The sequence below is a fragment of the Breznakia sp. PF5-3 genome, assembly GCF_029504745.1.
Classification (GTDB): Bacteria; Bacillota_I; Bacilli_A; order Erysipelotrichales; family Erysipelotrichaceae; genus Breznakia.
Genome location: NZ_JAQFIQ010000001.1, coordinates 102,859 through 128,321, shown reverse-complemented (window position 1 = coordinate 128,321; position 25,463 = coordinate 102,859). Strand labels below are relative to the sequence as shown.

21 protein-coding genes are annotated in these 25,463 nt (G+C 32.8%); 5 read left to right on the top strand and 16 right to left on the bottom strand.

Going from position 1 to position 25,463, the window contains the following annotated elements; genetic code table 11:
* Positions 1–12: 12 nt before the first annotated feature.
* A complete protein-coding gene (locus M2475_RS00595) occupies positions 13–1,245 on the top strand; it encodes an IS110 family transposase (RefSeq protein WP_277488879.1) in 1,233 nt (410 codons plus the stop codon).
* Between the two features lie 433 nt (positions 1,246–1,678).
* Here M2475_RS00595 and M2475_RS00590 read toward each other — a convergent pair whose 3' ends face one another.
* From M2475_RS00590 to M2475_RS00575, 4 genes are read right to left on the bottom strand one after another with little or no spacing between them, the layout of a single operon-like run.
* Complete coding sequence (locus M2475_RS00590) at positions 1,679–3,466, bottom strand: DUF262 domain-containing HNH endonuclease family protein (protein WP_277488867.1); 1,788 nt, start codon at positions 3,464–3,466, stop codon at positions 1,679–1,681.
* Between the two features lie 3 nt (positions 3,467–3,469).
* Complete coding sequence (locus tag M2475_RS00585) at positions 3,470–4,771, bottom strand: DUF262 domain-containing protein (RefSeq protein ID WP_277488863.1); 1,302 nt, start codon at positions 4,769–4,771, stop codon at positions 3,470–3,472.
* Positions 4,762–4,923 (bottom strand): DNA cytosine methyltransferase, encoded by a 162-nt coding sequence (locus tag M2475_RS00580; protein ID WP_277488857.1) that lies wholly within the window; start codon positions 4,921–4,923, stop codon positions 4,762–4,764. The genes M2475_RS00585 and M2475_RS00580 overlap by 10 nt, the downstream gene beginning before the upstream one ends.
* A gap of 37 nt (positions 4,924–4,960) precedes the next feature.
* Complete coding sequence (locus M2475_RS00575) at positions 4,961–5,110, bottom strand: helix-turn-helix domain-containing protein (protein WP_277488855.1); 150 nt, start codon at positions 5,108–5,110, stop codon at positions 4,961–4,963.
* 577 nt (positions 5,111–5,687) lie between these two features.
* Here M2475_RS00575 and M2475_RS00570 point away from each other — a divergent pair.
* Together M2475_RS00570 and M2475_RS00565 are read left to right on the top strand one after the other, a co-directional pair.
* Complete coding sequence (locus M2475_RS00570) at positions 5,688–5,879, top strand: hypothetical protein (RefSeq protein WP_277488853.1); 192 nt, start codon at positions 5,688–5,690, stop codon at positions 5,877–5,879.
* Positions 5,810–6,151 carry a hypothetical protein gene (locus tag M2475_RS00565; protein ID WP_277488852.1) on the top strand — a complete coding sequence of 114 codons (342 nt, stop codon included), beginning with the start codon at positions 5,810–5,812 and terminating at the stop codon, positions 6,149–6,151. Before M2475_RS00570 ends, M2475_RS00565 begins: the two co-directional genes overlap by 70 nt.
* Positions 6,152–6,200: 49 nt before the next feature.
* Here the strand turns inward: M2475_RS00565 and M2475_RS00560 are convergent, their stop codons facing one another.
* The 11 genes from M2475_RS00560 to M2475_RS00510 all read right to left on the bottom strand — a co-directional run bounded on the left by M2475_RS00560 (position 6,201) and on the right by M2475_RS00510 (position 19,542).
* Positions 6,201–7,562 carry a hypothetical protein gene (locus tag M2475_RS00560; protein WP_277488851.1) on the bottom strand — a complete coding sequence of 454 codons (1,362 nt, stop codon included), beginning with the start codon at positions 7,560–7,562 and terminating at the stop codon, positions 6,201–6,203.
* Positions 7,559–8,080 (bottom strand): hypothetical protein, encoded by a 522-nt coding sequence (locus tag M2475_RS00555; protein ID WP_277488849.1) that lies wholly within the window; start codon positions 8,078–8,080, stop codon positions 7,559–7,561. Before M2475_RS00555 ends, M2475_RS00560 begins: the two co-directional genes overlap by 4 nt.
* Before the next feature lie 107 nt (positions 8,081–8,187).
* On the bottom strand, positions 8,188–8,961 hold the full coding sequence (locus M2475_RS00550) for a hypothetical protein (RefSeq protein ID WP_277488846.1): 774 nt from the start codon (positions 8,959–8,961) through the stop codon (positions 8,188–8,190).
* 148 nt (positions 8,962–9,109) lie between these two features.
* Complete coding sequence (gene rlmD / locus M2475_RS00545; protein ID WP_277488844.1) at positions 9,110–10,432, bottom strand: 23S rRNA (uracil(1939)-C(5))-methyltransferase RlmD; 1,323 nt, start codon at positions 10,430–10,432, stop codon at positions 9,110–9,112.
* Positions 10,433–10,452: 20 nt separating this feature from the next.
* Complete coding sequence (locus M2475_RS00540) at positions 10,453–11,073, bottom strand: hypothetical protein (RefSeq protein WP_277488842.1); 621 nt, start codon at positions 11,071–11,073, stop codon at positions 10,453–10,455.
* A 43-nt stretch (positions 11,074–11,116) separates the two neighbouring features.
* Complete coding sequence (gatB, locus tag M2475_RS00535) at positions 11,117–12,541, bottom strand: Asp-tRNA(Asn)/Glu-tRNA(Gln) amidotransferase subunit GatB (protein ID WP_277488840.1); 1,425 nt, start codon at positions 12,539–12,541, stop codon at positions 11,117–11,119.
* Positions 12,541–13,956 (bottom strand): amidase family protein, encoded by a 1,416-nt coding sequence (locus tag M2475_RS00530; protein ID WP_277488838.1) that lies wholly within the window; start codon positions 13,954–13,956, stop codon positions 12,541–12,543. Before M2475_RS00530 ends, gatB begins: the two co-directional genes overlap by 1 nt.
* Positions 13,956–14,249 (bottom strand): Asp-tRNA(Asn)/Glu-tRNA(Gln) amidotransferase subunit GatC, encoded by a 294-nt coding sequence (gatC, locus tag M2475_RS00525; protein WP_277488836.1) that lies wholly within the window; start codon positions 14,247–14,249, stop codon positions 13,956–13,958. The genes M2475_RS00530 and gatC overlap by 1 nt, the downstream gene beginning before the upstream one ends.
* 9 nt (positions 14,250–14,258) lie before the next feature.
* Positions 14,259–15,383, bottom strand: coding sequence for a CamS family sex pheromone protein (locus M2475_RS00520; RefSeq protein WP_277488833.1), 1,125 nt, complete (start codon positions 15,381–15,383; stop codon positions 14,259–14,261).
* Positions 15,373–17,358 carry an NAD-dependent DNA ligase LigA gene (gene ligA / locus M2475_RS00515; protein WP_277488830.1) on the bottom strand — a complete coding sequence of 662 codons (1,986 nt, stop codon included), beginning with the start codon at positions 17,356–17,358 and terminating at the stop codon, positions 15,373–15,375. Before ligA ends, M2475_RS00520 begins: the two co-directional genes overlap by 11 nt.
* A 12-nt stretch (positions 17,359–17,370) precedes the next feature.
* Positions 17,371–19,542: a UvrD-helicase domain-containing protein gene (locus M2475_RS00510; protein WP_346780378.1), complete on the bottom strand. Its 2,172-nt coding sequence runs from the start codon at positions 19,540–19,542 to the stop codon at positions 17,371–17,373.
* Positions 19,543–19,638: 96 nt separating this feature from the next.
* On the opposite strand from M2475_RS00510, the gene M2475_RS00505 reads away from it, so the two are divergent.
* Positions 19,639–21,216 carry an LCP family protein gene (locus tag M2475_RS00505; protein ID WP_277488827.1) on the top strand — a complete coding sequence of 526 codons (1,578 nt, stop codon included), beginning with the start codon at positions 19,639–19,641 and terminating at the stop codon, positions 21,214–21,216.
* Between the two features lie 148 nt (positions 21,217–21,364).
* Positions 21,365–23,113, top strand: coding sequence for an LCP family protein (locus tag M2475_RS00500; protein WP_277488825.1), 1,749 nt, complete (start codon positions 21,365–21,367; stop codon positions 23,111–23,113).
* A gap of 100 nt (positions 23,114–23,213) precedes the next feature.
* On the opposite strand, the gene M2475_RS00495 is transcribed toward M2475_RS00500, so the two are convergent.
* The gene (locus M2475_RS00495) at positions 23,214–25,463 is read right to left on the bottom strand and encodes a heavy metal translocating P-type ATPase (protein WP_277488823.1); all 2,250 of its coding nucleotides are present in this window, start codon (positions 25,461–25,463) and stop codon (positions 23,214–23,216) included.

Genomic DNA, 25,463 nt, shown 5'->3' with positions numbered 1-25,463 from the left:
GTCAATGCTTTCATTGACCTTGTTAGATCCTTTGCAAATTCTAATTGTACCAATATAACTTTTGCGATGGAAGTTACTGGTAACTATATGGATAACCTCTTTCATTGGCTATGTTCTAATACTCTTGATAATGAGCATGTTAAGTTACTTAACACCACTTATGTTAAACGTTGGTGTGACACTCATAATAAGAGTAAAAGTGATCCTCTTGATGCTCAATCTATTGCTTCTATTATTGCGAATGAGAATGATGTTTTATTTGTTAATAAAACTCCTAATTCCAATATAAAAGGACATACTGATTTGAAAGATACGTTCCACCGTTACTGTCAACGCAAGAAATCATACACTCAAGAAGTTAATCGCCTCATTGGTAGATGTGACAAACACTTTCCTGAACTACAGTATGTATTTGAACCCAAATCTGCTGTGTTCCTTGCAATCTTATCAATATATCCTACAACTTATGATATCATGCATTCTTCCAAAGAGGAAGTATACAACATTGCTTTTACTGCTAGTAAGAAGCGTGTAAGCATGGATAAGATTGATGAACTCTTTCGTTTGTGTTCAGATACATTAAACACTTTTGAGATATCTCTCGCTTCGAAACGCGTTATCCTTGATAATGTTGATGAAGTACTTCGTCTTAAAGAAATTCTTCGTTCTTTGGAAAAAGAATTGAAGGTACTTGCTTCATCATTTGAAGCATTTGATTTATTAAAATCAATGCCTGGTTGTGGTAATATCACTGCTTCTGCTATTCTTTCTGAAATTAGTGATATTAAACTGTTTAGTTGTGCTGATAAACTTGTCAGTTACATTGGTTTATGTCCTTGTAACTCCAAGTCTGGTTCCTCTGTAGATACTCATGGTAAAATCTCTAAACGTGGTTCGCGTTATTTACGTCATGCTATCTATATGATTGCCGAATTTGCTCGCCGTCATAATCCTGTTCTTAAAGCTCACTTTGAGAAAATCAAGAACGGAAACAAGAAACGTCATAAGTTAGCAGTCACAGCTATTGCAAACAAGGTTGCCAGATATGTTTATTCAGTACTTAAAACAGGTACTAAGTTTGTAATCTCTTATGAGCAGTTAATGCTGCTAAATGAAGAAACCCAAACAACGTTCTTCACGAACATTTCAACTGAAATCCCTAGAAATACTAGAAAACAAATCTATTCATATTCTGATATAAACGGTGAAATATTTGACTTCATTTATACAAAATATGATGAATAGATATTACTATTATTCTCTACAGTCCCAGTAAATTAGACTATTGAAATTGTAATAATCAAATAGTTGTTTTTAGTGACCAATTTCAAGCACTAGCAACAAGATTTTTATAGAGGATTCACCTCTGAAGCAAGACAATTGCACTTTTTTGATAGATTATAGTTAATTTTATTTAGCTATTGACATCTAATAGTTTGTCTTTTTATATTTAGTTATATAGTAACATAAATATTATATTCATTTTTTGTTTTTTTATATATTTCACTTATAATTTTATTTGAAATTAGAATATAAAAAAGAAGAACTAAGTTAACAAGCAGTAGTTTATATAGATGTAAATACTAAAAAAACCTAAAATCAAGTAACTTTAGGTTTTTTGATCCTGTAATAGGATTATTATTACTATATATAAATCGTTGTGTATTGAAGTATTGTTCTACCCTTTATTTTTCAAAATGCTGAACATTTCTTTTTTATGTCTACTTGACTTTTCTTCTGTCCATTTTCCATCATCAAGTCTCGTCATTTTTTCCATGATTTTTAATTTCAGACTTTGACTGATGACACTCGGATATGAATTAATTTTTCCAGCAGGTGGCAAGTTAGAAAACTTAGAGTTCCCCGAAACCGTTATTAACGCTAAATTACCGAATTCGTTCAAGTCGCCCTGTTCCCAAGAATCTCCTTCAACTGGATGCTGAGGTTGGAAATGTTCAATGGAACTTCTAAACTGGAATTGCCAATCCTCTTGCATTGGTGATATTATTTCTTCTCCATCATACGAATATCCATCTCGATAAATTAAATAATCAAGATATGAAAATACAATGCGTTCAAATTCAAAACCGTTTCGGTTTTGGTAATCGGAATCAACGACTTTCTTTTTACAGTAGTTTTCTAGCACAGTAATAATATCAGCTTCCTCATTCTCTAACAAGCTAGATAAAGTAACGGTAATCCAGTGCATAGTTTTTGGTGATGTATAAGTAATACGCAAACAAGATTGAAGAGTTCTTAACTTCTTATTTTCATTACCTTCATCGCCAAATGTACCAACGTATTTTGGTTTATCACTATTTTTCTTGCTATCCCGGTATTTTTCTAAACGCTGTAGGGACCATTTGCCCGTTTCTTTGTAATCTCTAGCAAACTCACGTTTTAAAACATACTTGTCAAATAACACTCGACATTTCAATATATGGAACAAGAAATTTTTCGCATTTTCAGGTGATGACCATGCCCAAGATAAATTATTAAGAAAGTGTTTATCATCAAGGTTTGCATCCTCTTCTCCAATATTTCTCAGAACCGAATTGACTTGCAATAAAAAGTTTGGAAATGAAATAGTCGATTCAAAACGTTCATTCTCATCTTCAGATTGCATGTCTGACACATAAACCATTTTATTTTCTTTCAAGATATCAATTAAACACTTTTTGTCTGTAGATTTATTGTCTGTAGAAATTTTACTTTTTATAGAGTCAAAATTTGTAATTGATGGAATAAGACTGCTCCAGTTTTCGGTAAAGATACTCCTTCGCACACTCACATCAAAATTCATCTGAACATAGGAATTCATATCAGAACATTTTTCCCAAATCTGTGCTGCTATATTTCTATCTTGATCGCTTTCAAGTGCTTCTAACAACTTAGCTTTAGCGATTTCGTGAAGTTCTAATTGTTCTCCACGCGTATTCATAATTTCAAAATAATGGTTTAAATCAATATTCTGCGGAACTTGTATACGAATAAGAAAAACCTGTTTTAACTTTTGAGCAAATCTGTTTTTGTCGATATTTTTATTCTTGAAGTAGTTATCAACGATTTGAAAACCATTCAGAATTTCTGGTGATAATAATTCTTCAATTAATTCTTGGTTATTACTATTACTGATATTGGAAAGGGTACGATTTGATTTTTCGCGTGCCTCAAATCGCAATGCCTCTTTCGCAAATTCAACCTCTAAATACTTTTCAAGAAGATATAAAGTCGTTAATCGCTGCTGTCCATCAATCACTTCGTAAACATTGTTATCCGTTTGATTAACAATCAAGTTCCCTAAGAAGTAGTTTTTATTAGAATCGTCAATGGAACTTTCAACATCTTCAATTAATTGTTCTATTTGCGTTTCTCTCCATGCATAGTTACGTTGGTAAATTGGCACTAGGTAATTAATATTAGCAAAAACATCTGATACAGGTATTATTTTTAAATCTTCAGTCATCTTCTACCATCCATTCCATTTACAAAGCAATGTATAAATTGCTTTGTATTTTTCCTTATTATTGTCATCAATGTCTGGCTTTGTAAGCACCAGCAACTTCAATTCTTCTGGATCAGCCATTTCGCTGATTTCAGCAAACATATCGATTCCATAGTTTGCACGTTCATGCTGACCTTGCGCATATTTATTGATGGTCTGCGGATACACTGCATTCATTGCCATTCTCAATGAATAACTCCATGAATAAAGTTGTTGCATCACGGATTGGGTTAAACTCTCAAGACCAAATCTATCTGCAAAGAATAATAATGAACATTCATAAAGTTGCATAATATAAATATCGCCAGAACGCTTACTTGGAACTTGCTCATGGTTATAAAAGCGGTTAATTTGTTTTTGAATCTTTTCTAATAATTTCCCGTAATGGAGTGTATAATTAAAGAATCGCTTTCCAGCTATCAATGGTTGTGTCAATTGGAATTGATTCAAAAATTTTGAGGCAAGTAATTCACTACTACCATTAGTATTGAGTTGTTCTACATACAGACTACTAGCTTTATGATAAATTGCATAGTTGTAGATATTTGTTCCTTTAATTCCTTTGAAAGAATCAATTTTGCTTGAAGAATAACCCAACCCCTTTTTTTTCTTATACCATTGAGTTAGTGGGTACAAATAGTTTTTAAATAAATCATCTAGATCATCTTGATTCATATTTTCCCAGTTATTTATAATTTTAACTTTTTGTTTTTCATCCTCGTTATTCATTTCCCGTAAATGGTATGATTTCAACAAATCATGTGGTGCTAACTCTTTTCCACGAGAATTTTGTGAATCGAAGAACTGAAACGCCTCTTGTTCACTATCTGTAACAATTTGAACCGTGGTGCATTGATTCAAAAGATAATCTTTATATTTTTTACGCTCATCATCAGTTAATTCGTTAGTTCTTTTAGAAAGAACACCAAAATTTGTAACAATAACATCATTAGATAGTTTGCTGTATTTTTCTTCCAACAATCTTTGATTGTCATCGCCTAAGCAAAAAAGTAGAATTGTTAAGGTAGTAAGTCTTTGTTGTCCATCAACAATATTATATTTTTCTGAACATTCTTTCTGTAAGATTACCGATCCAAGTCGGTATTCGTTTATTCCATCCTTAAAGGCTTCATATGTATCAATAAATAAGGTATTACTTGACTTCGCACTCCAACTATATGGACGCTGATATGAAGGCAAGGCTAAATTTATATTAAGTAAGTCTTTTAATTTAATTATTTTTAATTCTTCTTGAATTAGTGCCATGATTTATCTCTCCATTTTTTTCTAAGAATATCACAAGCAAATTGTTTGATTTCTACTCCTGCAACTGTCTTGAAACCTGCCCATTGAAAACCTAAATTTATACCACCGTACCCGGCAAACAATGATAAATGCTTAATCTTTTTTTGTTTCATAATTCGCTTTCTCCACTTTTGACTCATTTGTCTATTTCTATCGTTTGAATTTCCACTGCTTACCAACTTTATATGCTGGAACAGAATTCTCATTCTTTATCACTCCACGTAAAGTAACAGTTTTTACACCTAAATATTCAGAAGCTTCATTAATATTAATCCATATATCTTCGTTGCTATTTTGCATAACATCACCTCTCTGTATAATTAAACTGCTTCTCTTTATTATACTCATTTTTATTATATTTGCATCAGTTTGATGATATTTGATTATATTTAAATAATAAAATTATCATCCTAGGTTTTTAATTGTATACAACACCATCCTCTACAAATTATTAATATCATTCACTGTTATGATTAGTTTTCTCCGTCACAATGAACTGTTGCAGGAACACCTAGATTGAAGCCGTATCTGGAGACTAGACATAATCATTTTACTGCCTGTATAATACTTTTGCGGATTATTCACTTCTTATAATGTACCAGATACAATTGGTTTTCTGTTCTTTATTTCTCTTATTTGCAAACTTCCTCTCGATACTCCGTACTCAATTAATTTCTTTTAACAATCCTATATCCACTCCCTACCGTTTTCATCTTCTAAACTCAACCCTACGACATTTTAACCGTGGATATGTTTGGTTCTTACTTTACAACAAAAAGTCCAAAAACCGAACAAGACCAGAGTTAAGAACAGTGGCATCGTTCCATAATATTATGTTGAAGGAAACCGCGAAGCGATTATTCCTAGAGAAATTTACATGCGTGGCAGGAAGAATTGGTATACAGGCGAGTGGTTAAGACCAGTGCTAATGGAAAGAAACGAAGCTACAGCTGCAAGCACTGCTTCTCACAGATTATTATTTGTGGTGATTGTGGTGAAATGTTCAGAAGAATTCATTGGAACAACCGTGGCTGCAAATCCATCGTCTGGCGCTGCATCAGCAAGTTAGAACCCATGGCCTTGAGTGCCTCGCAAGAATCATCAACGAGATTGACCTGCAGGAAATTGTACTCATCGTCTAGAATGAGCTTCTTAGAGATAAATCAAAATATCGCATCGGTCATCAGAGCTTCTACTGCAATCACCACGGATGGCATTGATGAGAAGCTTATGGAGCTTCAGCAGGAGCTTGTAAAATGCTGGCTCAAGCAAATTATAATCTGGCCTACTCACTGTACCGTTGAATTGAAATTCGGATTCAAGGTCGATGTTGAAAGATAAGCATAGACGCATAAAACCCTCCCAGCCATAATGGTTGAGAGGGCGATTCTTAATTAAAGACAACTATATACTCTTCCGACATTTCCGTGAAGCTATTATCTATTTCAGCATATATTTCATTCAATTCTTCAGCAATGATACCTCTAACGTAGGCATCTTTAAGTTCTTGTTTCTCTAACAACACCCATTTCAATTGTTTGTATAAATATTTAGCAAATGTTATCCATTGAGGATAGTTTATTGCCATAGGATTTTTGGTGAAGTAAACCTTTCCAGCATTTACAGCAGTAGCCGCAGAATGTCCAATGAATAACATAGTGCTCAGCTTTGGATGTTTTTCTCGATTTAATGAAAAAGGAATCGAGTCCTTTATAGAATTACCTTCTTTAATCCTCTTAATGCCATAGCCTAATCTGATGATTACTTCAATTATCATTGTCGGAATTGACATACTACAAAAATGAATGAAATCATAACCTTCGTAATACATTCCCTGCACAATTTCAGCAATTATCTGTTCTTCTTCTCCAATACTACCAAACTGGAGTAAGTTAAATAATGCCATCAAAGGAGCCGGTAGCCCCATAGACGTTGTAATGTCAGATTTGAAATGAATAATCTGCTTAGCAATTGCAGCAAAAATATCACTTTCTTTTCGGTCTGCATAGTTTTCCATAACCTGAGATACCATTTTGCCAGTTTTATCAATCGTCGTCATTTTATCAGTCAAAATGTCATAAACTCCAAATATCAATCCAAGGATAGGGTCATGCCCAAGCGATAACAATCTATGATAGTAAGCAGATAAACCGGTAACATACTCTGTAGTATGGCGATTATCCTGAGCATCAAATGATACTTTGCTTACTTTTGAATTGGAGAGTTTTTCCATTTCTACTTCTGGAAATCTTTGATTAAACCAGTCTCTTACATAATTGGAAAGTGGCCCACCTTTTAAACCTTCTGGTGTTTTTTTCGGAATTCCTATTAGTAGAATATCAACAACAACGCCCAAAATACCTGCAGTTGCACAAATAGTAATATCTATTTTATCAAGCTTATGAATATTATTGTAATCGATATTCAAAGCACGTAGAGCAACTTGATTCATTCTCAATTCTTCATCTGTAAAAAGGGATTCTAAATCTGTTGTTGAACCAACTTCCTGTTCAGCTTGAATGCACAATTCCTCCCACGTAGGAACTACCATCCCCCTTTGAAATGTAGGGTTAACCACTTCAGGCATACTCTCTGTAGAGATACCTAACTCCTTCAGTAGTTCTTCGCTCTCAGAAATGCAAACTTCTACTGATGTCATATCAGGTCTTTTAATTAAACTTAATTCTTTTGACTGATGATTCAAAGCATTATTAAATTGTTGTTCTGTTTCAGTGTACTTGAATTTGCTCATGCCGCCTTACCCAAATCCTTCTTTAAGTCTTTTATTATTTGCGTAAGAAGAATATTTAAGCTCTGTAAGTAATCGAGACGCTCTTTATCAGCATCAACCTCAGATTTCAAAGCTTGAATAATTGCTTCATGCTTTTTCAAAGCTTCTTTATACAAACGTTCTTTTTCTTGTCTTAACTGTTTATTTTTTAAGTGTGTAGCAAATCCTACTCCTGCTGCTGCAAGGGCTGCTACAGGTGCTGCAAGTACGAATACACCTGCAACCATACCGCCGCTAACAATGCTACCTGCTGCAGCAAGTCCTGATGTTATACCTGCTGCTGATAATCCTACAACAGAACCCAACCCGTAAAGTGCAGCAAAAGAACCTACTCCGCCAATACCAGCACCTAATACTCCTGCAAGCACTTCAGGGATTGCGCTTTCTCTAATTGTACGTGATTTATCATTTACCGCAGCTGCCGCATCATTTAGAACATTAACAGCTTGCTGAAGTGATTCTACACTTTGGAATACCATGTATTTTTTCTTTTTTACATATTCACCCATAATCACACCGCCTTTTATATGCTTTTATAATTCTGAAATATCAATAATTTGATTTACCGGAATTATCACATCATCTTTTATATATAAAATTGTATGCCCAAATCGCCATGCGCTCTATCAATAATGTGTGATAACATCCATTTTTTAAGTTTCATATCATCATCAAGGTCAACCCAATCCTCGTAAGGAGGGTCTCTATACTCATCAAGTTCAAAATTGAATCGGTGAACTTGGTCAATGGTCGCATAGAAGTCAACTCTATAACTCTTAGCTTTTGTTTTCCAGAAACTTTCAACTTTTTCTGCCTGCGGAAATAATTCTCCGAGTGTCATTAAGAATTCAGGCCTTTCGTGAATGTTAGTACCATAATTGAACACATTATCATTAGCCATGAATCCATTTACACAAAAATCATAATAAACTCGATGAGCAACACGGTATAACTTTTCATCCATTCCTGTCAAGAAATGATGGCCTTTGTATTTCTCATAATCAATGTCATAATTATTCTCTTTACAGCTCACGAGCTTATTTGGAATATCAAATATGACACCTGTTTTTTCTAATAGCTTCTTTAAGATGGTTTCTTCCGAAAGAACACTTTGTAAATTCATCAAACCATTTTCTTTAATCTCGCAACATTCATCAATTGAACCTACAACATGAAATGCCATCAGCCTCACCCCAGAAATATCAATTGATTTTATTCGTTTAATATTCCGGCTCCAAAATGTCTCAAAGTCATTCTCACAATTTATAATACTCTCTGTGATGTACTCATCAGGAGTCATACCCATAAAATCAAGAACGAAGTTGTATGCTGCATCACAAGTTCTCAAATCAAATTCCATGAAAACGCCTCCTTCTATAACATCTAATCCACTGCCTAAACACTCTGACCGTTTTTGCAGTAGATATGTTTCAAAATAAGAAATACGGACTTTCATGAACTATTGCCTAATCTCAAAAAAATCCAGTAAATACGCAACACTTCGCTATTTATTTCTCTTTCCTAGACATCAAGCAGACCGTTTCCACATGAAATGTATGTGGAAACATATCAACGGGTTGTACGATGGTACATTTATAATCAAATTGTTCAAATTTTTCAATATCTCTTGCTAGTGTAGCAGGATTACAAGATACATAAACAATACGTTCAGGGTGCATCTTAATAACACTTTGAATTGTTTTATCATCACATCCTTTTCTTGGTGGATCTAGAACAACAATATTTGCAGTAATATTATTCGCTACCATATATTCAGCATATGTACCAGCATCACTACATACAAATTCAATATTATTAATATGATTCATTTTCGCATTTGCTTTTGCATTTGTAATCGCATCTTCAACGATTTCAATCCCAATTACCTGCTTTGCTGATTTCGCAAGAAATAAAGATATACTTCCTACTCCACAGTATAAATCAATTACAGTGTCATTTTTAGTGATATTTGCATACTCTAATACTTTCTCGTACAAAACCTTTGTCTGCTCTGGGTTGACTTGATAAAACGATTTGGAAGCAATTTGAAAGGTATATCCCATTAGCGATTCATTGATCGTATTACTACCAAAAAGTAAATGTTCTTCATTTCCCAGAATTACATTATTTGTAGAGCGGTTTACATTTAAAATAACACTAGTAATATTCTGTTCTTTTGTTAGTTTGTTTATAAATTCTTCCATACTATTTTGTATGTTATCACTAGCGATAAATACCAACATGATCTCATCTGTATGAAATGCATGTTTAATAAGTATATGACGTAATTTAGATACAAAAGAAGTTGATTTTAAATGTAATCTCAGGTATTGATATAGTGTATTTATCTTGTCACTTTGTATAGGACACATAGTAATATCAACAATTTCATTTGAATGAATACGATAAAAGCCAAGAGCGTATGGATTTGCTGTTAATGGAAATTGTGCCTTGTTACGATATGCTCTTGGCTGTCCATTGAGTATTGGTTTAACTTCAGCATCACTATGAGCAATTCTGCGAATATTATTGATGACTATATTTTCTTTTAATTCATTTTGCGCTTCTAAATCCATATGCTGTAATTGACACCCCCCACATTTTCCAAAATACTCACAGAATGGTGTTGTGCGGTGTATGGAGGGGTTTTTAATCTCAATTATACGTCCATAGCCATAATTTTTCTTTATTTTAATGAGTTTAAATAAAATAGTTTCACCAATAATGACATTCTTAACAAATACTGAAAAACCATCAACTTTTACAATCCCAAGACCATCATATGTATAATCACTACATGTACCTTCATAAATATCATTTTTTTTCATCATATTTAATAACAAAAATCGGACTATTGTCCGACTTGTTCTCCTTTTTTAGGTGCTTTCTTTAAATCATCTGCTGTAGATTGATTTTTTGGTTGTGATGGAATTGAATGTTCTGGTCCATCATTTCCAGCATTTTTTGTTAAAAGATGATAAATATATCCAGCTCTATTTGTATCATCAGGTATATAATTATATACATTTATTTCAAGATCGTACATTTTTACTGCTTTTTTATTTGTGAAATACGTAGCAATTGGTAGTGTTTCATCTACCTTTGCGTATACATCATTCATAATTGCTGTAATTTGCTCATCCGTAGTTGCATCAGCTACATCAATGGTAATTCTTAAAGTAGCACTTTTTAAATTTACTTCTACATTTTCAGCTTCAGCATATGTAAACTTCCCTTTTAATTCATCTACTTTTTTTTCAGTAATTGCAGGATCCAATTGGTTATCAAAACGATTTCCAACAACTGGTTCACCCGATGTTTCTAAAGAGGTCATTAAAACCCAAGCTAAGATAATTAAAGGAACTGCGATGACGATAAGTGTAAAACGCAATATCCAATTTGGTCTTCTCTTGTTAGTTTTCTTTTGTCCAGTATTTTTTGGTGTTTTTAATTTCTTTTTCTTTAACGCCATACACTACTCCTTATAATGATTTAGAAATCTCTAGTATATTTTACTATCTTTTCTTCAATTCCTCAACTATTAACTTATTTGTTATCGCTGGGTTTGCTTGTCCTTTGGATAATTTCATAACTTGACCAACCAAGAAACCTACAGCACGATCTTTTCCATTTTTATAATCCTCAATTGATTGAGGGTTTGCATCTAGTACATTTATAACAAAATCCAAAATGGCATTTTCATCGCTTACTTGTTCCATTCCTTTGGCTTTTACAACCTCTTTTGCTTTTTTTCCAAGTACAATTTCTTCAAAAACTTCTTTCGCTTGTTTTCCTGAAATTTCCTTTTTCACAATCATGTCAATCATTATTGCCAACTCTTCAGGGATAATAGAACTTTGATCAATTGCAATATTTTCTTTATTAAGAAAAGCACTTACTTCCCCTAATATCCAATTTGCTGCCAATTTATATTCTTTTGTATTTGTTACTACTTTATTGTAAAAGTCAGATAACTCTTTATTTGCAACAATTTGCTGAGCATCATATTCATTTAAACCATATGAATGAATATATGTATGCTTTCTTTGATCTGGTAGTTCGTCTAACTGCTCGATAATAGATGAGATAAAATCTTCTTTTAAACGAATTGGAAAAATATTTGGTTCAGGGAAATATTTATAATCAACATCCCCTTCTTTTTTTCTCATCAAAACGGTTTTTCTTGCAGTTTCATCATATCGTAAAGTAGCTTGATCAATTGTACCACCAGATAATAAGACTTTATTTTGTCTATCAATTTCGTATTCAATTGCTTTTTGAACATTACTAATTGAATTCAAGTTTTTAATTTCACTTTTTGCCCCCAATGTATCACTACCATAAGGGCGTAAAGAGATATTTACATCACAACGTAAAGATCCTTCTTCCATCTTCACATCACTTACACCAAGGTAATACAAAATGTTACGAATCTTTTCTACATAAGCAGCAGCTTCTTTACCATTTCGCATATCCGGTTCTGTAACAATTTCAATCAATGGTGTTCCTGCACGATTGAAATCTAAATAAGAGCCATCATCATGGTGAAATTGTTTTGCAGTATCTTCTTCCATATGAATACGATTGATACGAATAATTTTCTCACCATCATCTGTATTAATCATGATTTCTCCATTTTTCCCAATTGGAAAAAACTGTTGTGTAATTTGAAATCCTTTTGGTAAATCCGAATAGTAATAATTCTTACGATCAAAGCGAACCAATGGGTCAATTTCGCACTCAAGTGCATGACAGACCTTAATAGAACTTCTAACCGCCTCTTGATTTACACATGGAAGAGTTCCAGGCATCCCTAAATCAATTTCATTTGTACAAGTATTGGGCTTAGCTGCAAAGCTTACAGGAGCGCTAGAAAACATTTTTGTTTTTGTCTTTAATTCACAATGAATTTCAATTCCAATAATTACTTCAAAGTTCATTATTCACTTACCTCCCTACAATACCCTTCTAAGCCACATTCTTCTTCAATTGCTTTCGCAATGGAAAGCATCAATGTTTCTTCAAATGGTTTTGCTAATAGATTTACAGCAACTGGCATTCCATCAACAATAGCATTGGGAACAGTAATGGATGGATATCCACTAAAATTTCCTAGCAACATATGGTTTTCAGCAACTAAATATGTAGCACTTAATTTTTCACCATAAGATTCATCAGGATATGGTGCTATAGATCCAGCAGCACTTGCTAATAAAACATCATAAGAAGCAAGTTTTTCTTTTAATGCATCAACAATTCTTCGTCTAACTTTTTGTGCTTTTCTAAAAATCTTATCTTGATTTTCAGTAAACAAAGAATATGATCCAATAACAAACCTTTTTCTTACCTCACTACTAAAGCCTTTTGTTCTAGAGTTGATCATGATAGAAGTAAGATCATCTCCATCTTCACGAACACCAAAACGAATCCCATCTAAATTGGAATGATTGGCAGTTGCTTCAGCATTGGATATAACATAATAAGTTGGTAATAAAGCATTCATTAGATCTGTATCAAATACAACATCTTCAATAATTGCACCACGACTTTCTAATTTGTCTAATAACTGTTTAAAGGTTTCTTGAATTGTTTTATCTTCAATTGCATCCATAACATTCTTAATGACCCCAATACGTTTTCCTTGCAAATCACTATTTAGTAAAGAACTATATTTTTCGACTGGTTTATAAGAAGTTGTCATATCGTTATCATCACGGCCTGCTAATACCTCAAGAGCAGTAGCAGCATCTTTAATTGTTGTAGTAAATAAACCAACATGATCTAAACTTGAAGCATATGGAATTATCCCATAACGCGAAATTCTACCATAAGTAGGTTTAAGACCTACCACCCCACAATATGCAGCTGGCTTTCTTACACTATCACCAGTATCACTACCAATGGCTAATGGTACAACACCTTCTGCTACAAGTGCAGCGCTTCCTCCACTACTCCCACCTGAAATACGTTGTAAATCCCAAGGATTATTTACTTTTCCTGTATATGCATTTAAATTAGTTCCACCCATTCCTAATTCATCCATGCTCGTTTTCGCAACAAAAACAGCTCCTGCCGCTTTCAATTTATCAACAATAGTTGCATTATAAACAGGAATGTAATTATCCAGTATTCGACTTGATGCTGTTGTACGGGTTCCTTTGGTATTTATATTATCTTTCAATGCAACAGGTGTTTGAAATAATAAATCACTTTGTGTATGTTTATAATCTTTGATTTGTTCTTCTATATCACAAAAGCTGACAACCGCATTTAAGCGTTCCTGAGAAGCTTTTGCTTTTTCTCCAGCTTCTACAACCTTTTCAAGATTACCTTGCTTATAATCATCAATACGCATTATTTCACCACCTTTGGAACAACAATTTGCCCATCTTTTGTTTCAGGCGCATTTTCAAGTGCATCCTCTTGTGACAAAACATGATTAATTTTATCTTCACGAAGAAAATATGTTTCATCCTCAAAAGGATATACCATTTCGGTAATACCATCTGTATCAATTTTATTCAACAGTTCCATTTGTTGAAGCATAATTTCAAAATCTGCTTTTAAACTAACAATTTCTTCATCGCTTAAATCAAACATAATTTGATTTGCTAACTTTTTAAAATATTCATTGCTATACATTTCCATAAGTACCCCCTAATACATAATTACTGTTGTATCTTTTGTGCCTTTTTCTCGTTTTATCATCGCATAAGCTTCACCATCATTATAAAAGCGAACACTAATTTCAATATCATCATTCTCAAAATTATTAAGCGATTCATTCACAGTTTGAATGATTGCTGAACTCTCTGTATATGTTTTTGCTTGTGATGTAATCGTAATCTGCAATGTATCAATTTTATCATCAACAAACTTTCCTTTTCCTACAACACCAATATCATTAGGAACAATCATAAATAATTCATTTTTCAAAGCATCAAATTGTTGTGCAATAACAGCATCTTTTTTAGTAGCATTTTCACTGCTGAAAATCATCCATTCCTCATTTAATTTACTCATTGAAACACTATCTTTTGCATATGCTTCTGCAATAAAGGTGCCAGGAAGTGAATCATCAGAAGATTCCGCTTTAAACAATGTTATATAAATAGGTGTTTTATTTCCTATTTCAGGCATTTTACGTAAATAATCCACTAAGGTAATCGCAGCTTCTTCACCAATGGTAAACAACACATCATCGCTGATTGCATGTTCTTTATCCTGTGCATCTAATACATTAGGTGAAAGGACAATCGCTAAACTAATACCATCAATTTCAGGATCACTACTAGCTTCTTTAGTGAAATCGATTTCAAAAATATCAACAATTGGCGTTGTAGATCTTCCCACTTTAATTGTTTGTTCAGGCGTTTTGCTAATTAAAAATGAAGAATCTGATTCCGGATTTAATCCATGTTCATTTTCACTGCTTTTTCTTCCCAACAATCCTTCTTTATCGACTTCAGGGCCTTCAGGAACATTTATTTGAAGGTCACCACGTTTTAAAATTTGACCTTCCATCAAATAGTAAGAATCTGGTGAAAAATGTTGTTTTGAATAATGCATAAGCCCTTTACCAATTGTTTCACGATCATACCACCCACGATTAAACTCCACATGAGTTTGACGTGAATTACTACTAGCATAAGAACTTAAAATTTTATAGTCACCTGCAACGATTGGTTCTGTAACGTTAACTTTACTATCACCACTACTATCACTTCCACAGGCACTTAATAAAATAATCATACATAGAAATACAATGATTTTATTTTTCATACTTCTGTACCTCCATCATAAATGTATCCTCATTCATCGTCTCAATACTTAATTTTTGCGCCTTCTCTAATTTTGATCCAGCCGCATCTCCATATATTACCAAATCTGTCTTCTTAGATACACTACCACTGACATTAGCTCCAAATTTTTCTAATAAATCCTTCGCATCATTACGTCCCATAGAAGATAAGGTTCCAGTGATTACTACTGTTTTACCTGTGAAAAAAGTATCTATGTTTTCTATTTTATCACTTTTCATACATAAACCAAACATTTTTAGTTGCTCAATCAGCTTTTGATTTTTTTCTTCTGCAAAAAAATCAATCACAGAAATTGCACTAATCTCTCCAATATCTTTAATTGATATTAATTCATCTAATGTTGCATTTTGCAAAGCTTCTATCATAGAAAACTGTTTGACTAAAATTTTGGCAGCTTTTTTACCAATATGTTTTATACCAAGCCCATAAATTAAATCCTCTAAAGGATTTTTCTTACTTTGCTCAATGGCTGATAATAATTTATCTATTGAAGTTTCTTTAAAACCTTCTAAGGATAGCAATTCTTCGCGATGTTCCTTTAATCGATAGATATCTTCAATGGTGTTTAAGAAACCATGTTCATGTAGAAATTCAACCCGTTTATCACCTAAGGTATCAATATTCATAGCATCTCGAGATGCAAAATGAATCATACTTTCAATAACCCTTGCAGGGCAATCGATATTAATACAATAATGCGCAGATTCATCAGGATAACGAACTAGCTCACTATGACAAACAGGACAAACCTTAGGAAAAACATAAGGTTTAGAATCTGCATTACGTCGCTCTGGTAATGAACGAACAACTTCTGGGATAATATCCCCTGCTTTACGAACAACAACCATATCATTGATTCGAATATCTTTGCTAGTGATAAAATCTTCATTGTGCAATTGAGCTGCTTGTACTTTAGTACCCGCAACACGAACAACTTCCAACACAGCATTTGGTGTAACCTTACCTGTACGTCCAACAGTTAACACAATATCGGTTAATTTTGTAATCACTTCTTCAGCAGGAAATTTATATGCAATTGCCCACTTTGGTGTTTTTGCAGTACTTCCTAATTCTTGTTGTTGTTGTAAATTATTTACTTTTATAACAATACCATCAATTTCATATGCGAGGGTATTACGTTTTTCGCTCATATCTAAAATATATGCCCATACTTCATCAATGCTACTACATTTCTTCCAAAGAGGATTCACCTTAAATCCATTGTCTTTCAAAAAAAGTAATGCTTCTTCATGGGTATGAATAAAATCCAAATCCACTGCTAATTGATACCAAAAACCATCTAAGTTACGTTCTGATACAATTTTTGTATTCAATTGACGGATGGTCCCAGCTGCTGCATTACGAGGATTGGCAAACAATTCTTCATCATTCAGTTCTCGTTTTTTGTTTAATTCTTCAAATGAAGTTTTCGGCATAAATATTTCACCACGTAATTCTAGTTCTTCTTGAAATGGAATTTCCATAGGAATTGAGCGAATCATGCGAATGTTTTCACTTACATCTTCTCCGGTTTCCCCATCACCACGTGTAACACCTTGTACAAAACGTCCATTGTCGTATGTTAAAGACATTGCAAGGCCATCTATTTTTAATTCAACGATATATTCAATATCTTTAAAATCTTCTCGAATTCGTTCATCAAAAGCTTTCAAATCTTCATAATTATAACCATTTCCTAAGGATAACATAGAACGTTTATGAACAATTTTAGTAAATCCTTCTAATACTCGTCCCCCAACTCGTTGTGTTGGTGAATTAGGATCAAACGCTTCAGGGTGTTGTTCCTCCAATTCCTTTAACTCTTGCATATAGCGATCATACTCTTGATCGCTAACAGATGGATTATCTTGTACATAGTATTCATAACCATACTGATGTAATATTTTTCTTAGTTCATTAATTCGTTTGTTCATAAAACACTCCTATCATTTCTTTGTAATCATATGGTGATTAGCGGCCAATTTTTTAATACCAAACTTTTTATCAAAGGCAATGGTTGCGACACCATCTTTTAAAGTAATAACCACCCCTTCACCAAAGGCATCATGATGAATCAAATCACCTTTGCGAATAGAACCTTTCTTTTTGCTGGTTGGCATCTTCATAGATGATGTTCCATCGTATTGCTTTTCCCCTTTATCAACACTTTGTTTGTTTGGATAAGGATTAAATATTTCTCCTTCACGGTTAACAACATCTTCTCCCAGTTCTTTTATAAAGCGTGATGCACTTTTCATTCGTTGTGTAACATATGAATATCCAGCTGAACTAGTTAAAAACAATTGTTTTTTGGCTCTTGTGAAAGCAACATAAGCAAGTCTTCTCTCTTCTTCTAAAGCATGTCTTCCCCCTTCGTTTACACTTCTTTCATTAGGGAAAATACCTTCACTGACACTATATACAAAGACACAATCAAACTCCAAACCTTTTGCAGCATGAACACTCATCAATTGAATGCTATCTTTGAATTCTTCATCTTGTGTATCTGTATACAAAGAAATCATCTGTAAATAATCGTCCAAAGATCCTTCTGGATTATTTTCTTCATAATTTTCAATATCATGAATCAATTCATTAACATTTTCTAAGCGTTCTGTCTCATTTGCAATTTCCAAAGCTTTTAAGTAACCACTTTCTTCTAAAAGCTTTTTCAATATAATAGAAATTGAATATGTACTTTTTTCAGAACGATATTTTGAAATCAAAGCAACAAATTCTTCGATATTTCGTTGCGTTTTCCCTTTTGCAACAGCATATTTACTCAATACATCAAAGTAGTCTTCTTTATTCGCATCAGCTAACAAATCAATCGTTTCCATTGTTTTTGGTCCAACCCCACGACGAGGAACATTAAGAATTCGTTTAATCGCTAACTCACTCATACTTTTTGAGTTTTCCACTAATAAACGCAAGTATGATAAAGCATCTTTTATTTCTGCTCGTTCAAAGAATTTCACACCTCCATAAATACGATAAGGGATGTGAGCTTCTAACAAAACTTTCTCAAGGTTGCGCGATAGATAATTTGAACGATATAAGATTGCAATTTCATGGTATGGAACCCCTTCTTCTTTTAAGGATACAATCTTTTTGGCAATCCACAATGCTTCATAACGTTCATCCTGACTCTCATAGAAATTGATTTTGTAGTCTTCATCATTATTAGTAAATAAATCTTTTTCGACACGAAATTGATTATTTCTAATCAATGCATTAGCACCTTTTAATATACTTTTCGTAGAACGATAATTTTCATTCAAAATAATACTTTCACAATTTGGGAAGTCTTTTTCAAAATTCATAATAATATCAACTTTAGCCCCCCTCCATGTATAAATCGTTTGGTCAGGGTCTCCAACTACACACAAATATGCAGATGGAGCAATTAAATTTTTAATAATTCCATATTGAATTTCATCGACATCTTGAAATTCATCTACATGGATATAATCAAAACGGCTTTGCCATTTATCACGTACTTCACTATTCTCTTTAAATAAGCGATTTACAAAGATTAGCAAATCATCAAAATCAAGCGCTTGCATATCTTCTAATTTCTTTTCATAGTCTTTATAAACAGTAGCCATTAGCTTCTCAAATTCATAAGATACCATTTGCATGGCTTTATCCGCACGGATAAAAGCACACTTATTATTTGAAATATAAGATAGTGCATGATTAAAAGATAATGTCTTTACTTCAATATTATGCTTCTTATAAATTTCTCTTAAAATACTCTTTTGATCATCACCATCTAAAATTACAAAATTTTGGGGATAATTAAAATGTCGAATTTCTTCTCTTAAAATGCGCACACACAAAGAGTGGATCGTAGAAATAAGGACACCAGATCTAGTTACGTTAAGAAAGTTCTCAACTCTTACTTTCATTTCGTTTGCAGCTTTATTCGTAAAAGTAATAGCTAAAATTCGATAAGGAGCAACATGCTTTTCCTCAATCAAATATGCAATTCTTGTTGTAATAACTCGTGTTTTTCCACTACCAGCACCTGCAACGATACGCAAATGATGATCCGTTGTTTTTACAGCTTCTAATTGTTGCTTGTTCAGTCCATTTAATAAATCCAATATATTCACCTCAATGTTCTTATTATACTATAATTTCAATTAGAATTTTTAAAATATAGAGATTTTTATAAAAAAATAAGATATAATCATTTCGAGGTGGGCACATTGAAAACTAAAGGACAATTAAAAAGAAAGATTTCATGGGGTCGAGTTATTGATTGTATATATTTAATAGCTTATCCTGTTATCGCTGGATACTTGTTATTTTTATTAAAAAAATTTACAAACAAGTACATTATTTTAGCATTTGTAGCTTTTGCTTTGATTTATGCAATATGTATATTGAGCATGTTTTTAAAAAAACAAGCGATTGAAATTGTACGCAGAATATTAATGGTATTAATTACAGGAGCTTTGATTTTTGCTTCTGTATTCGTGAAAAATCTAAGTGATGGATTTTCAGGGATCACGGATGGCTCTAACAACGTTAGTGAAACAAAGATAACAATGGATATTATGGTTTTGAACAATGAAATCAATACAGTTGAAAATATTGAGGATTTATCTGGAAAAAGTATTGGATTTCAAAATGCTAGTGACAAAAAAGCTTGCGAAGATGTGAAAAAAGATCTTAAAAAGCGAATTTCTGATACCTATGAACAAATACAATACGAGGATTACCAAAGTATGTATGATGCTTATTATAGAGGTCTTGTAGATGCAATAGTCGTTAATCGTGAGCAAAAAAATCTATTAAATAGTGTATATGCTGGTTTATACGAAGATTCAACCATTATTGAATCTTTTACCTATACTTATAAAAACAAAGTTGAAGGAAATAACATTGATATTACCAAAGAAGTGTTTACGGTATATATTAGTGCTACTGATGAAATGGATGTCTTGTCAGAATCTTTAAGTGATATGAATATGATTATGATTATCAATCCAAATACAAATCATATTACAACGATTTCCATTCCAAGAGATTCCTTTGTACCCAATCCAGCATATTATGGAAAAAACGATAAACTGACTCATACTGGTTGGAATGGTGTTACAAATACAATAGAAGCAGTTGAACAAACATTTCAAATTGACATTGATTTCTATGCGAAAATATCTTTTTCCTCACTTATTGAAATTGTTGATACATTGGGTGGTATCGATGTAAATGTTCTTAACGCTATTGAAGAGCAGGATGAAGAGAGAAGTTTTGCTGAAGAAGACTTAATTCGTCTTGAAGCTGGTTATCAGCGATTAGATGGTAGACAGGCACTTGCCTATGCAAGGCATCGGAAATCTTATTTAAATCAAGATATCGGTCGTAATGAAGCACAGCTAGAAGTAATTAAAGGAATTATAAATAAAGTTACAACAACAGAAGGAATTAGTAAAATTGATGATGTCTTAAAAATCATACCAAAGTATGTAATAATGAATTTTTCAGATCAACAACTTAGTTCTTTTGTACGCAAGCAAGTAGATGATTTAAAAGGATGGACAATATCTTCTGTCAACCTAACAAACGGAAGAAATGGAAGTGAGATAACAGCAGCTGGTGGCGAGTATGAGCCGTTGAGCATTTACTATCTTTCAAGAAATGATGTTATCCAAGTAAATGGCGTTTATGAACTTATAAAGAGCCCTAAGAAGTTATCTGAGCTTACCTTCGATTTAGATGATCTATATGAACCTTATAGTACTTTCAAGGACATAGAAGGTTTGGAATTAGTCCCATAATTAAATAGTAACAAAAGCAAATCAATGAAAAACGATTTGCTTTTTTAAACTTTTATAAAGTATCTTAAAATGATATTTTGTGGGAAAATATGTTATTTTTGCAATGTGTATGCTTTTTATTATATAATTATGAGCATGAGGTGAATTTATGGGACGGTTAAAAAAATCAAGAATTGCAGATTATGTATTGTTAATTACCTTAACTCTATTGATGGCATTGAGCTGTTATTATATTTGGGATATTAAGAGCTTACCAGAAAAATGGAGAATTGCTGCCTTGGCGATTTTCTTATTAATATATCTTATCTTTTTAGCACTTTCTTTTAAAAAGATGAGTGGAAAGCCATTATGGGGTCGTCGATTTATGATTGTAATTCTTTGTGGGCTATATGGATTTTCTGCATTTTATGCGCATAAAGGAGTTTCTTCAATTCGACAAATTACAAATACAAATCAAGATAAATATATAACGATTACTGTAATTGCAAAAAATGATAGTAATTTAGAATCAGATAGTGATCTCTCAGATAAAAAAGTTGGTGTCCAAGATGGACTAGATAAAGAAAATGCGAATTACGGTAAAAAGCAATTGAATAAAGTAGCGAATAACATTAATTATGTAAAAGAAGAAAGCTACTTATCTTTAGCTGAAAAAATGGATGCTAATGATATCGATGCAATGATTATTACTTCTTCTTATTTACAACATGTTGAAGCAGAACGTGAAGGCTACACAGAAGGCATCAAAACAATTGCAACGTATAAAAGAAAAGTAACAAATACAAATACTTCAGAAAATACAAAAGATCTTACCAAAGAACCATTTACCATTCTCTTAAGTGGTGTTGATACTACAGATGATGGTGAAGCAAGTTTACGTAGTGATGTTAATATGATTTTGATTGTCAATCCTTTAACAAATCACGTAGAGATGGTTTCCTTCCCTAGGGATGCTTATATTCCAAATTTAGCTTTGGGTGGTGGCGATGACAAATTGACACACACGAGTAATGATGGAATTGAAAATACCATGGATTCTTTAGATGATGTAATTGGTTTTGACATTGATTTCTATGTACAAGTTAACTTTACATCTGTCGTTCAGATTGTTGATGCTATTGGAGGTATTGAAGTTGATGTTCCAATTGCCTTTGAAGAACAAAATTCAAAAAGAAGTTTTGCTCCTGAAGATTTAATTGTGTTGGATAAGGGACTTCAAACACTTAATGGTGAAGAATCATTAGCATTAGCTAGACATCGTAAAACTTATGGTGATATTGAACGTACTCAAGCACAACAATTAGTTGTAAAAGGAATTGCTAATAAACTACTTACAAAAGATGGTGCTACAAAAGTACCAGCATTATTAGATATTGTTCCTAAATATGTAAAAACGAATATCTCTTATGATCAACTTTCTGATTTCATAAACAATGAATTAAATGATTTAAGTCCTTGGACATTTGGTAATACATCAATGGATCATGGTGGTTCTTACATGCTTACAACAGCAAGTATGGGAAGTAATACCCCTTTATCATGTTATGTATTAAGTATGACGGACTTAGATACTCTATATAAAAAATATCAAATGATCATAAAGCCTACAACGTTTAAGAAATTTGCTTTTGATTTAAATGACTTGGGAGCACAATTACCTAGTTATGAAGAAGTGGAAGGCGTTACTTACCTTGAAACTTATAGTGGTGGAAATGTACAAGTGAATGAAAATACAAATTATGACGATGACTATTATGTCCCTGAAACAGAAACGCCTTACATTCCAGAAGAAGAGCCTGAAGAAAAGCCTGTAGAACCTACTGTTCCAGACCCAGGGGAAACTGCCCCTCCAGAAACAACACCAACAGAACCTGAGACTCCTGAATCAGGAGGATAAGAAATATTTTCTCAATATAGCAAAATAGCGATTACATCAAAAAACTAGACATGATTTATGTGTCTAGTTTTTTTAAATTATTAAATAATACTACTGTTAATTATACATGCTTATATGCAATTAAAGCACGCATGGAGTTTATAATTGCTATCAAAGTAACACCAACATCTGCAAAGACTCCCATCCTCATATTTGCAACACCAATTGCTGATAGAATTAAAACAATCAATTTAACTGCAAGTGAGAATATTATGTTTTGCATAACGATTTTTTTAGTCTTACGACTAATTTTAATCGTTTTGGGAATAAGTAACAAATCATCTGTCATAAGAACAAGATCACTTGCTTCAATTGCTACATCACTACCAATACCTCCCATAGATATACCTATATCTGCACGCATAAGCGATGGAGCATCATTAATGCCATCACCAACAAAGGCTACAGTATTATCTTTATTAGACAAGTAGTTTTCTAAAATAGAAACTTTATCTTGTGGTAACAATTGTGCATGAACACTTTGAATTCCTACATCATTTGCAATATTATTAGCAATTGCTTCACGATCACCAGTTAACATAACAGTATTGGTAATACCAAGCTCTCTGAGTTCATTTAAAGCCTCTCTACTAGATTTTTTAATTTCATCACTAATTATTATATACCCTACAAAAAGTCCGTCATATGCAATATATATAACTGTGCCAAGTGCATCCGTTTCAGTATATTCAATTTTTTCTTGCTTCATTAGTTTTTCGTTACCAGCGATTAAAGCTTTTCCATCAAATTCTACACTTACTCCAAAACCAGCAAGTTCCTGATAGTTTTCCAAACGTTTAAAATCAATTTTTTTACCATATTTTGAAACAATACTCTTTGCAATCGGATGATTAGAATAACTTTCAGCATATGCTGCATACTCTAAGATGTTTGAATCACCACTCCAATCACTGACTTCAAAATTCCCTTTTGTAATTGTTCCAGTTTTATCAAAGATAATACAATTTACATCATTCAATAATTCTAAATAATTCCCGCCTTTCACAAGTGCACCAATTTTACTTGCGCTACCAATACCAGCAAATACACCTAATGGTACAGATACAACAAGTGCACATGGACAAGATATAACTAAGAATGTACATCCACGATATAACCATGTATTGAACTCATCAAATCCATAGATTAAGGATGGAATAAGAACGATAGCCAATGCTAAAAATACAACAATTGGAGTATAAATCTTAGCAAATTTAGTAATAAAATTTTCAATTGGAGATTTTTTATTCGCTGCATTTTCAACAAGTTCCAATATTTTCGCCACGGTAGAATCTTCAAAGATTTTTGTAACTTTTACTTTTAGAAGACCATTTGTATTAATGGATCCTGCTAAAATTTCATCATCGGCACCAACATCTTTTAAAGCAGCTTCACCACTAAGAGCAGAAATATCTAAAGATGATGCTCCATTCACAATAACACCATCAACAGGAACCTTTTCTCCTGCCTTGATACTAATCATATCATTTATTTTTAAAGATTTTGGATCCACTTTCACTTCACTACCATCACTCTTAATCAAATTAGCATATTCACTCTTGATATCCATTAAATCAGATATAGAACGTCTTGATTTATTAACTGCATAAGATTGTAAAAGTTCACCAATGCTATAAAACAACATAACTTCCACTGCTTCTTCATAAGACCCAACAACAAAGGCTCCAATGGTAGCGATAGACATTAAAAAGTTTTCATCGAAAATCTCACCTTTCATAATATTGCGGACAGATTTCCATAATACTTTATAGCCAATGAATAAATATGGAATCATATATAAGAAAATTGGTGAAAAGTTAATCCTCGATTCAAAATAAAGAGCAATCAAAAACAATCCAATACCTACTAGTAGATGAATCAATTCACCCTTATTACTTGTATCAACATCACTTTCTGTATCAACAATTTTAACACCTGGTTCAACATCATCTACAATCTTTGCAATCTTCTCTTGTAAAGTATCATCATTTGCTTGCTTACTAGGATTTACATATAGCAAACCGCTAGAAAAATTTATTTTTGCATCCTTAATAAAATTTTGCTTATTGAGGGTATCCTCTACTTTCATTGCACAATTAGCACAATCAAGACCAACTATCTTATATTTATATTTGGCCTGTATATCGCCTACATCATCCTCTTCTGCTTGGCTTTCACAACTGCAGTGAGAATGATCATGGTCATGGTGATGATTTTCATTCACCTCTTGTTTTTCCACACGACTTGTGTGATTGCAACACGATCCATCATGGTTGTGTTCGTGCATATGCGTTTCATTTCTTTGACTCAT

What these genes read in the sequence shown, in the direction of transcription:
- M2475_RS00575 (WP_277488855.1), bottom strand. Translation starts at nt 5,110, where the DNA reads ATGCAAAATAGCAACGAAGATATATGGATTAATATTAATGAAGCTTCT.
- rlmD (WP_277488844.1), bottom strand. Translation starts at nt 10,432, where the DNA reads ATGATGAAAAAAAATGATATTTATGAAGGTACATGTAGTGATTATACA.
- M2475_RS00495 (WP_277488823.1), bottom strand. Translation starts at nt 25,463, where the DNA reads ATGAGTCAAAGAAATGAAACGCATATGCACGAACACAACCATGATGGA.
- M2475_RS00590 (WP_277488867.1), bottom strand. Translation starts at nt 3,466, where the DNA reads ATGACTGAAGATTTAAAAATAATACCTGTATCAGATGTTTTTGCTAAT.
- M2475_RS00565 (WP_277488852.1), top strand. Translation starts at nt 5,810, where the DNA reads ATGTTCAGAAGAATTCATTGGAACAACCGTGGCTGCAAATCCATCGTC.
- M2475_RS00560 (WP_277488851.1), bottom strand. Translation starts at nt 7,562, where the DNA reads ATGAGCAAATTCAAGTACACTGAAACAGAACAACAATTTAATAATGCT.
- M2475_RS00530 (WP_277488838.1), bottom strand. Translation starts at nt 13,956, where the DNA reads ATGCGTATTGATGATTATAAGCAAGGTAATCTTGAAAAGGTTGTAGAA.
- M2475_RS00570 (WP_277488853.1), top strand. Translation starts at nt 5,688, where the DNA reads ATGCGTGGCAGGAAGAATTGGTATACAGGCGAGTGGTTAAGACCAGTG.
- M2475_RS00540 (WP_277488842.1), bottom strand. Translation starts at nt 11,073, where the DNA reads ATGGCGTTAAAGAAAAAGAAATTAAAAACACCAAAAAATACTGGACAA.
- M2475_RS00500 (WP_277488825.1), top strand. Translation starts at nt 21,365, where the DNA reads ATGGGACGGTTAAAAAAATCAAGAATTGCAGATTATGTATTGTTAATT.
- M2475_RS00550 (WP_277488846.1), bottom strand. Translation starts at nt 8,961, where the DNA reads ATGGAATTTGATTTGAGAACTTGTGATGCAGCATACAACTTCGTTCTT.
- gatB (WP_277488840.1), bottom strand. Translation starts at nt 12,541, where the DNA reads ATGAACTTTGAAGTAATTATTGGAATTGAAATTCATTGTGAATTAAAG.
- M2475_RS00585 (WP_277488863.1), bottom strand. Translation starts at nt 4,771, where the DNA reads ATGGCACTAATTCAAGAAGAATTAAAAATAATTAAATTAAAAGACTTA.
- gatC (WP_277488836.1), bottom strand. Translation starts at nt 14,249, where the DNA reads ATGGAAATGTATAGCAATGAATATTTTAAAAAGTTAGCAAATCAAATT.
- M2475_RS00555 (WP_277488849.1), bottom strand. Translation starts at nt 8,080, where the DNA reads ATGGTATTCCAAAGTGTAGAATCACTTCAGCAAGCTGTTAATGTTCTA.
- M2475_RS00580 (WP_277488857.1), bottom strand. Translation starts at nt 4,923, where the DNA reads ATGAAACAAAAAAAGATTAAGCATTTATCATTGTTTGCCGGGTACGGT.
- M2475_RS00520 (WP_277488833.1), bottom strand. Translation starts at nt 15,383, where the DNA reads ATGAAAAATAAAATCATTGTATTTCTATGTATGATTATTTTATTAAGT.
- ligA (WP_277488830.1), bottom strand. Translation starts at nt 17,358, where the DNA reads ATGAACAAACGAATTAATGAACTAAGAAAAATATTACATCAGTATGGT.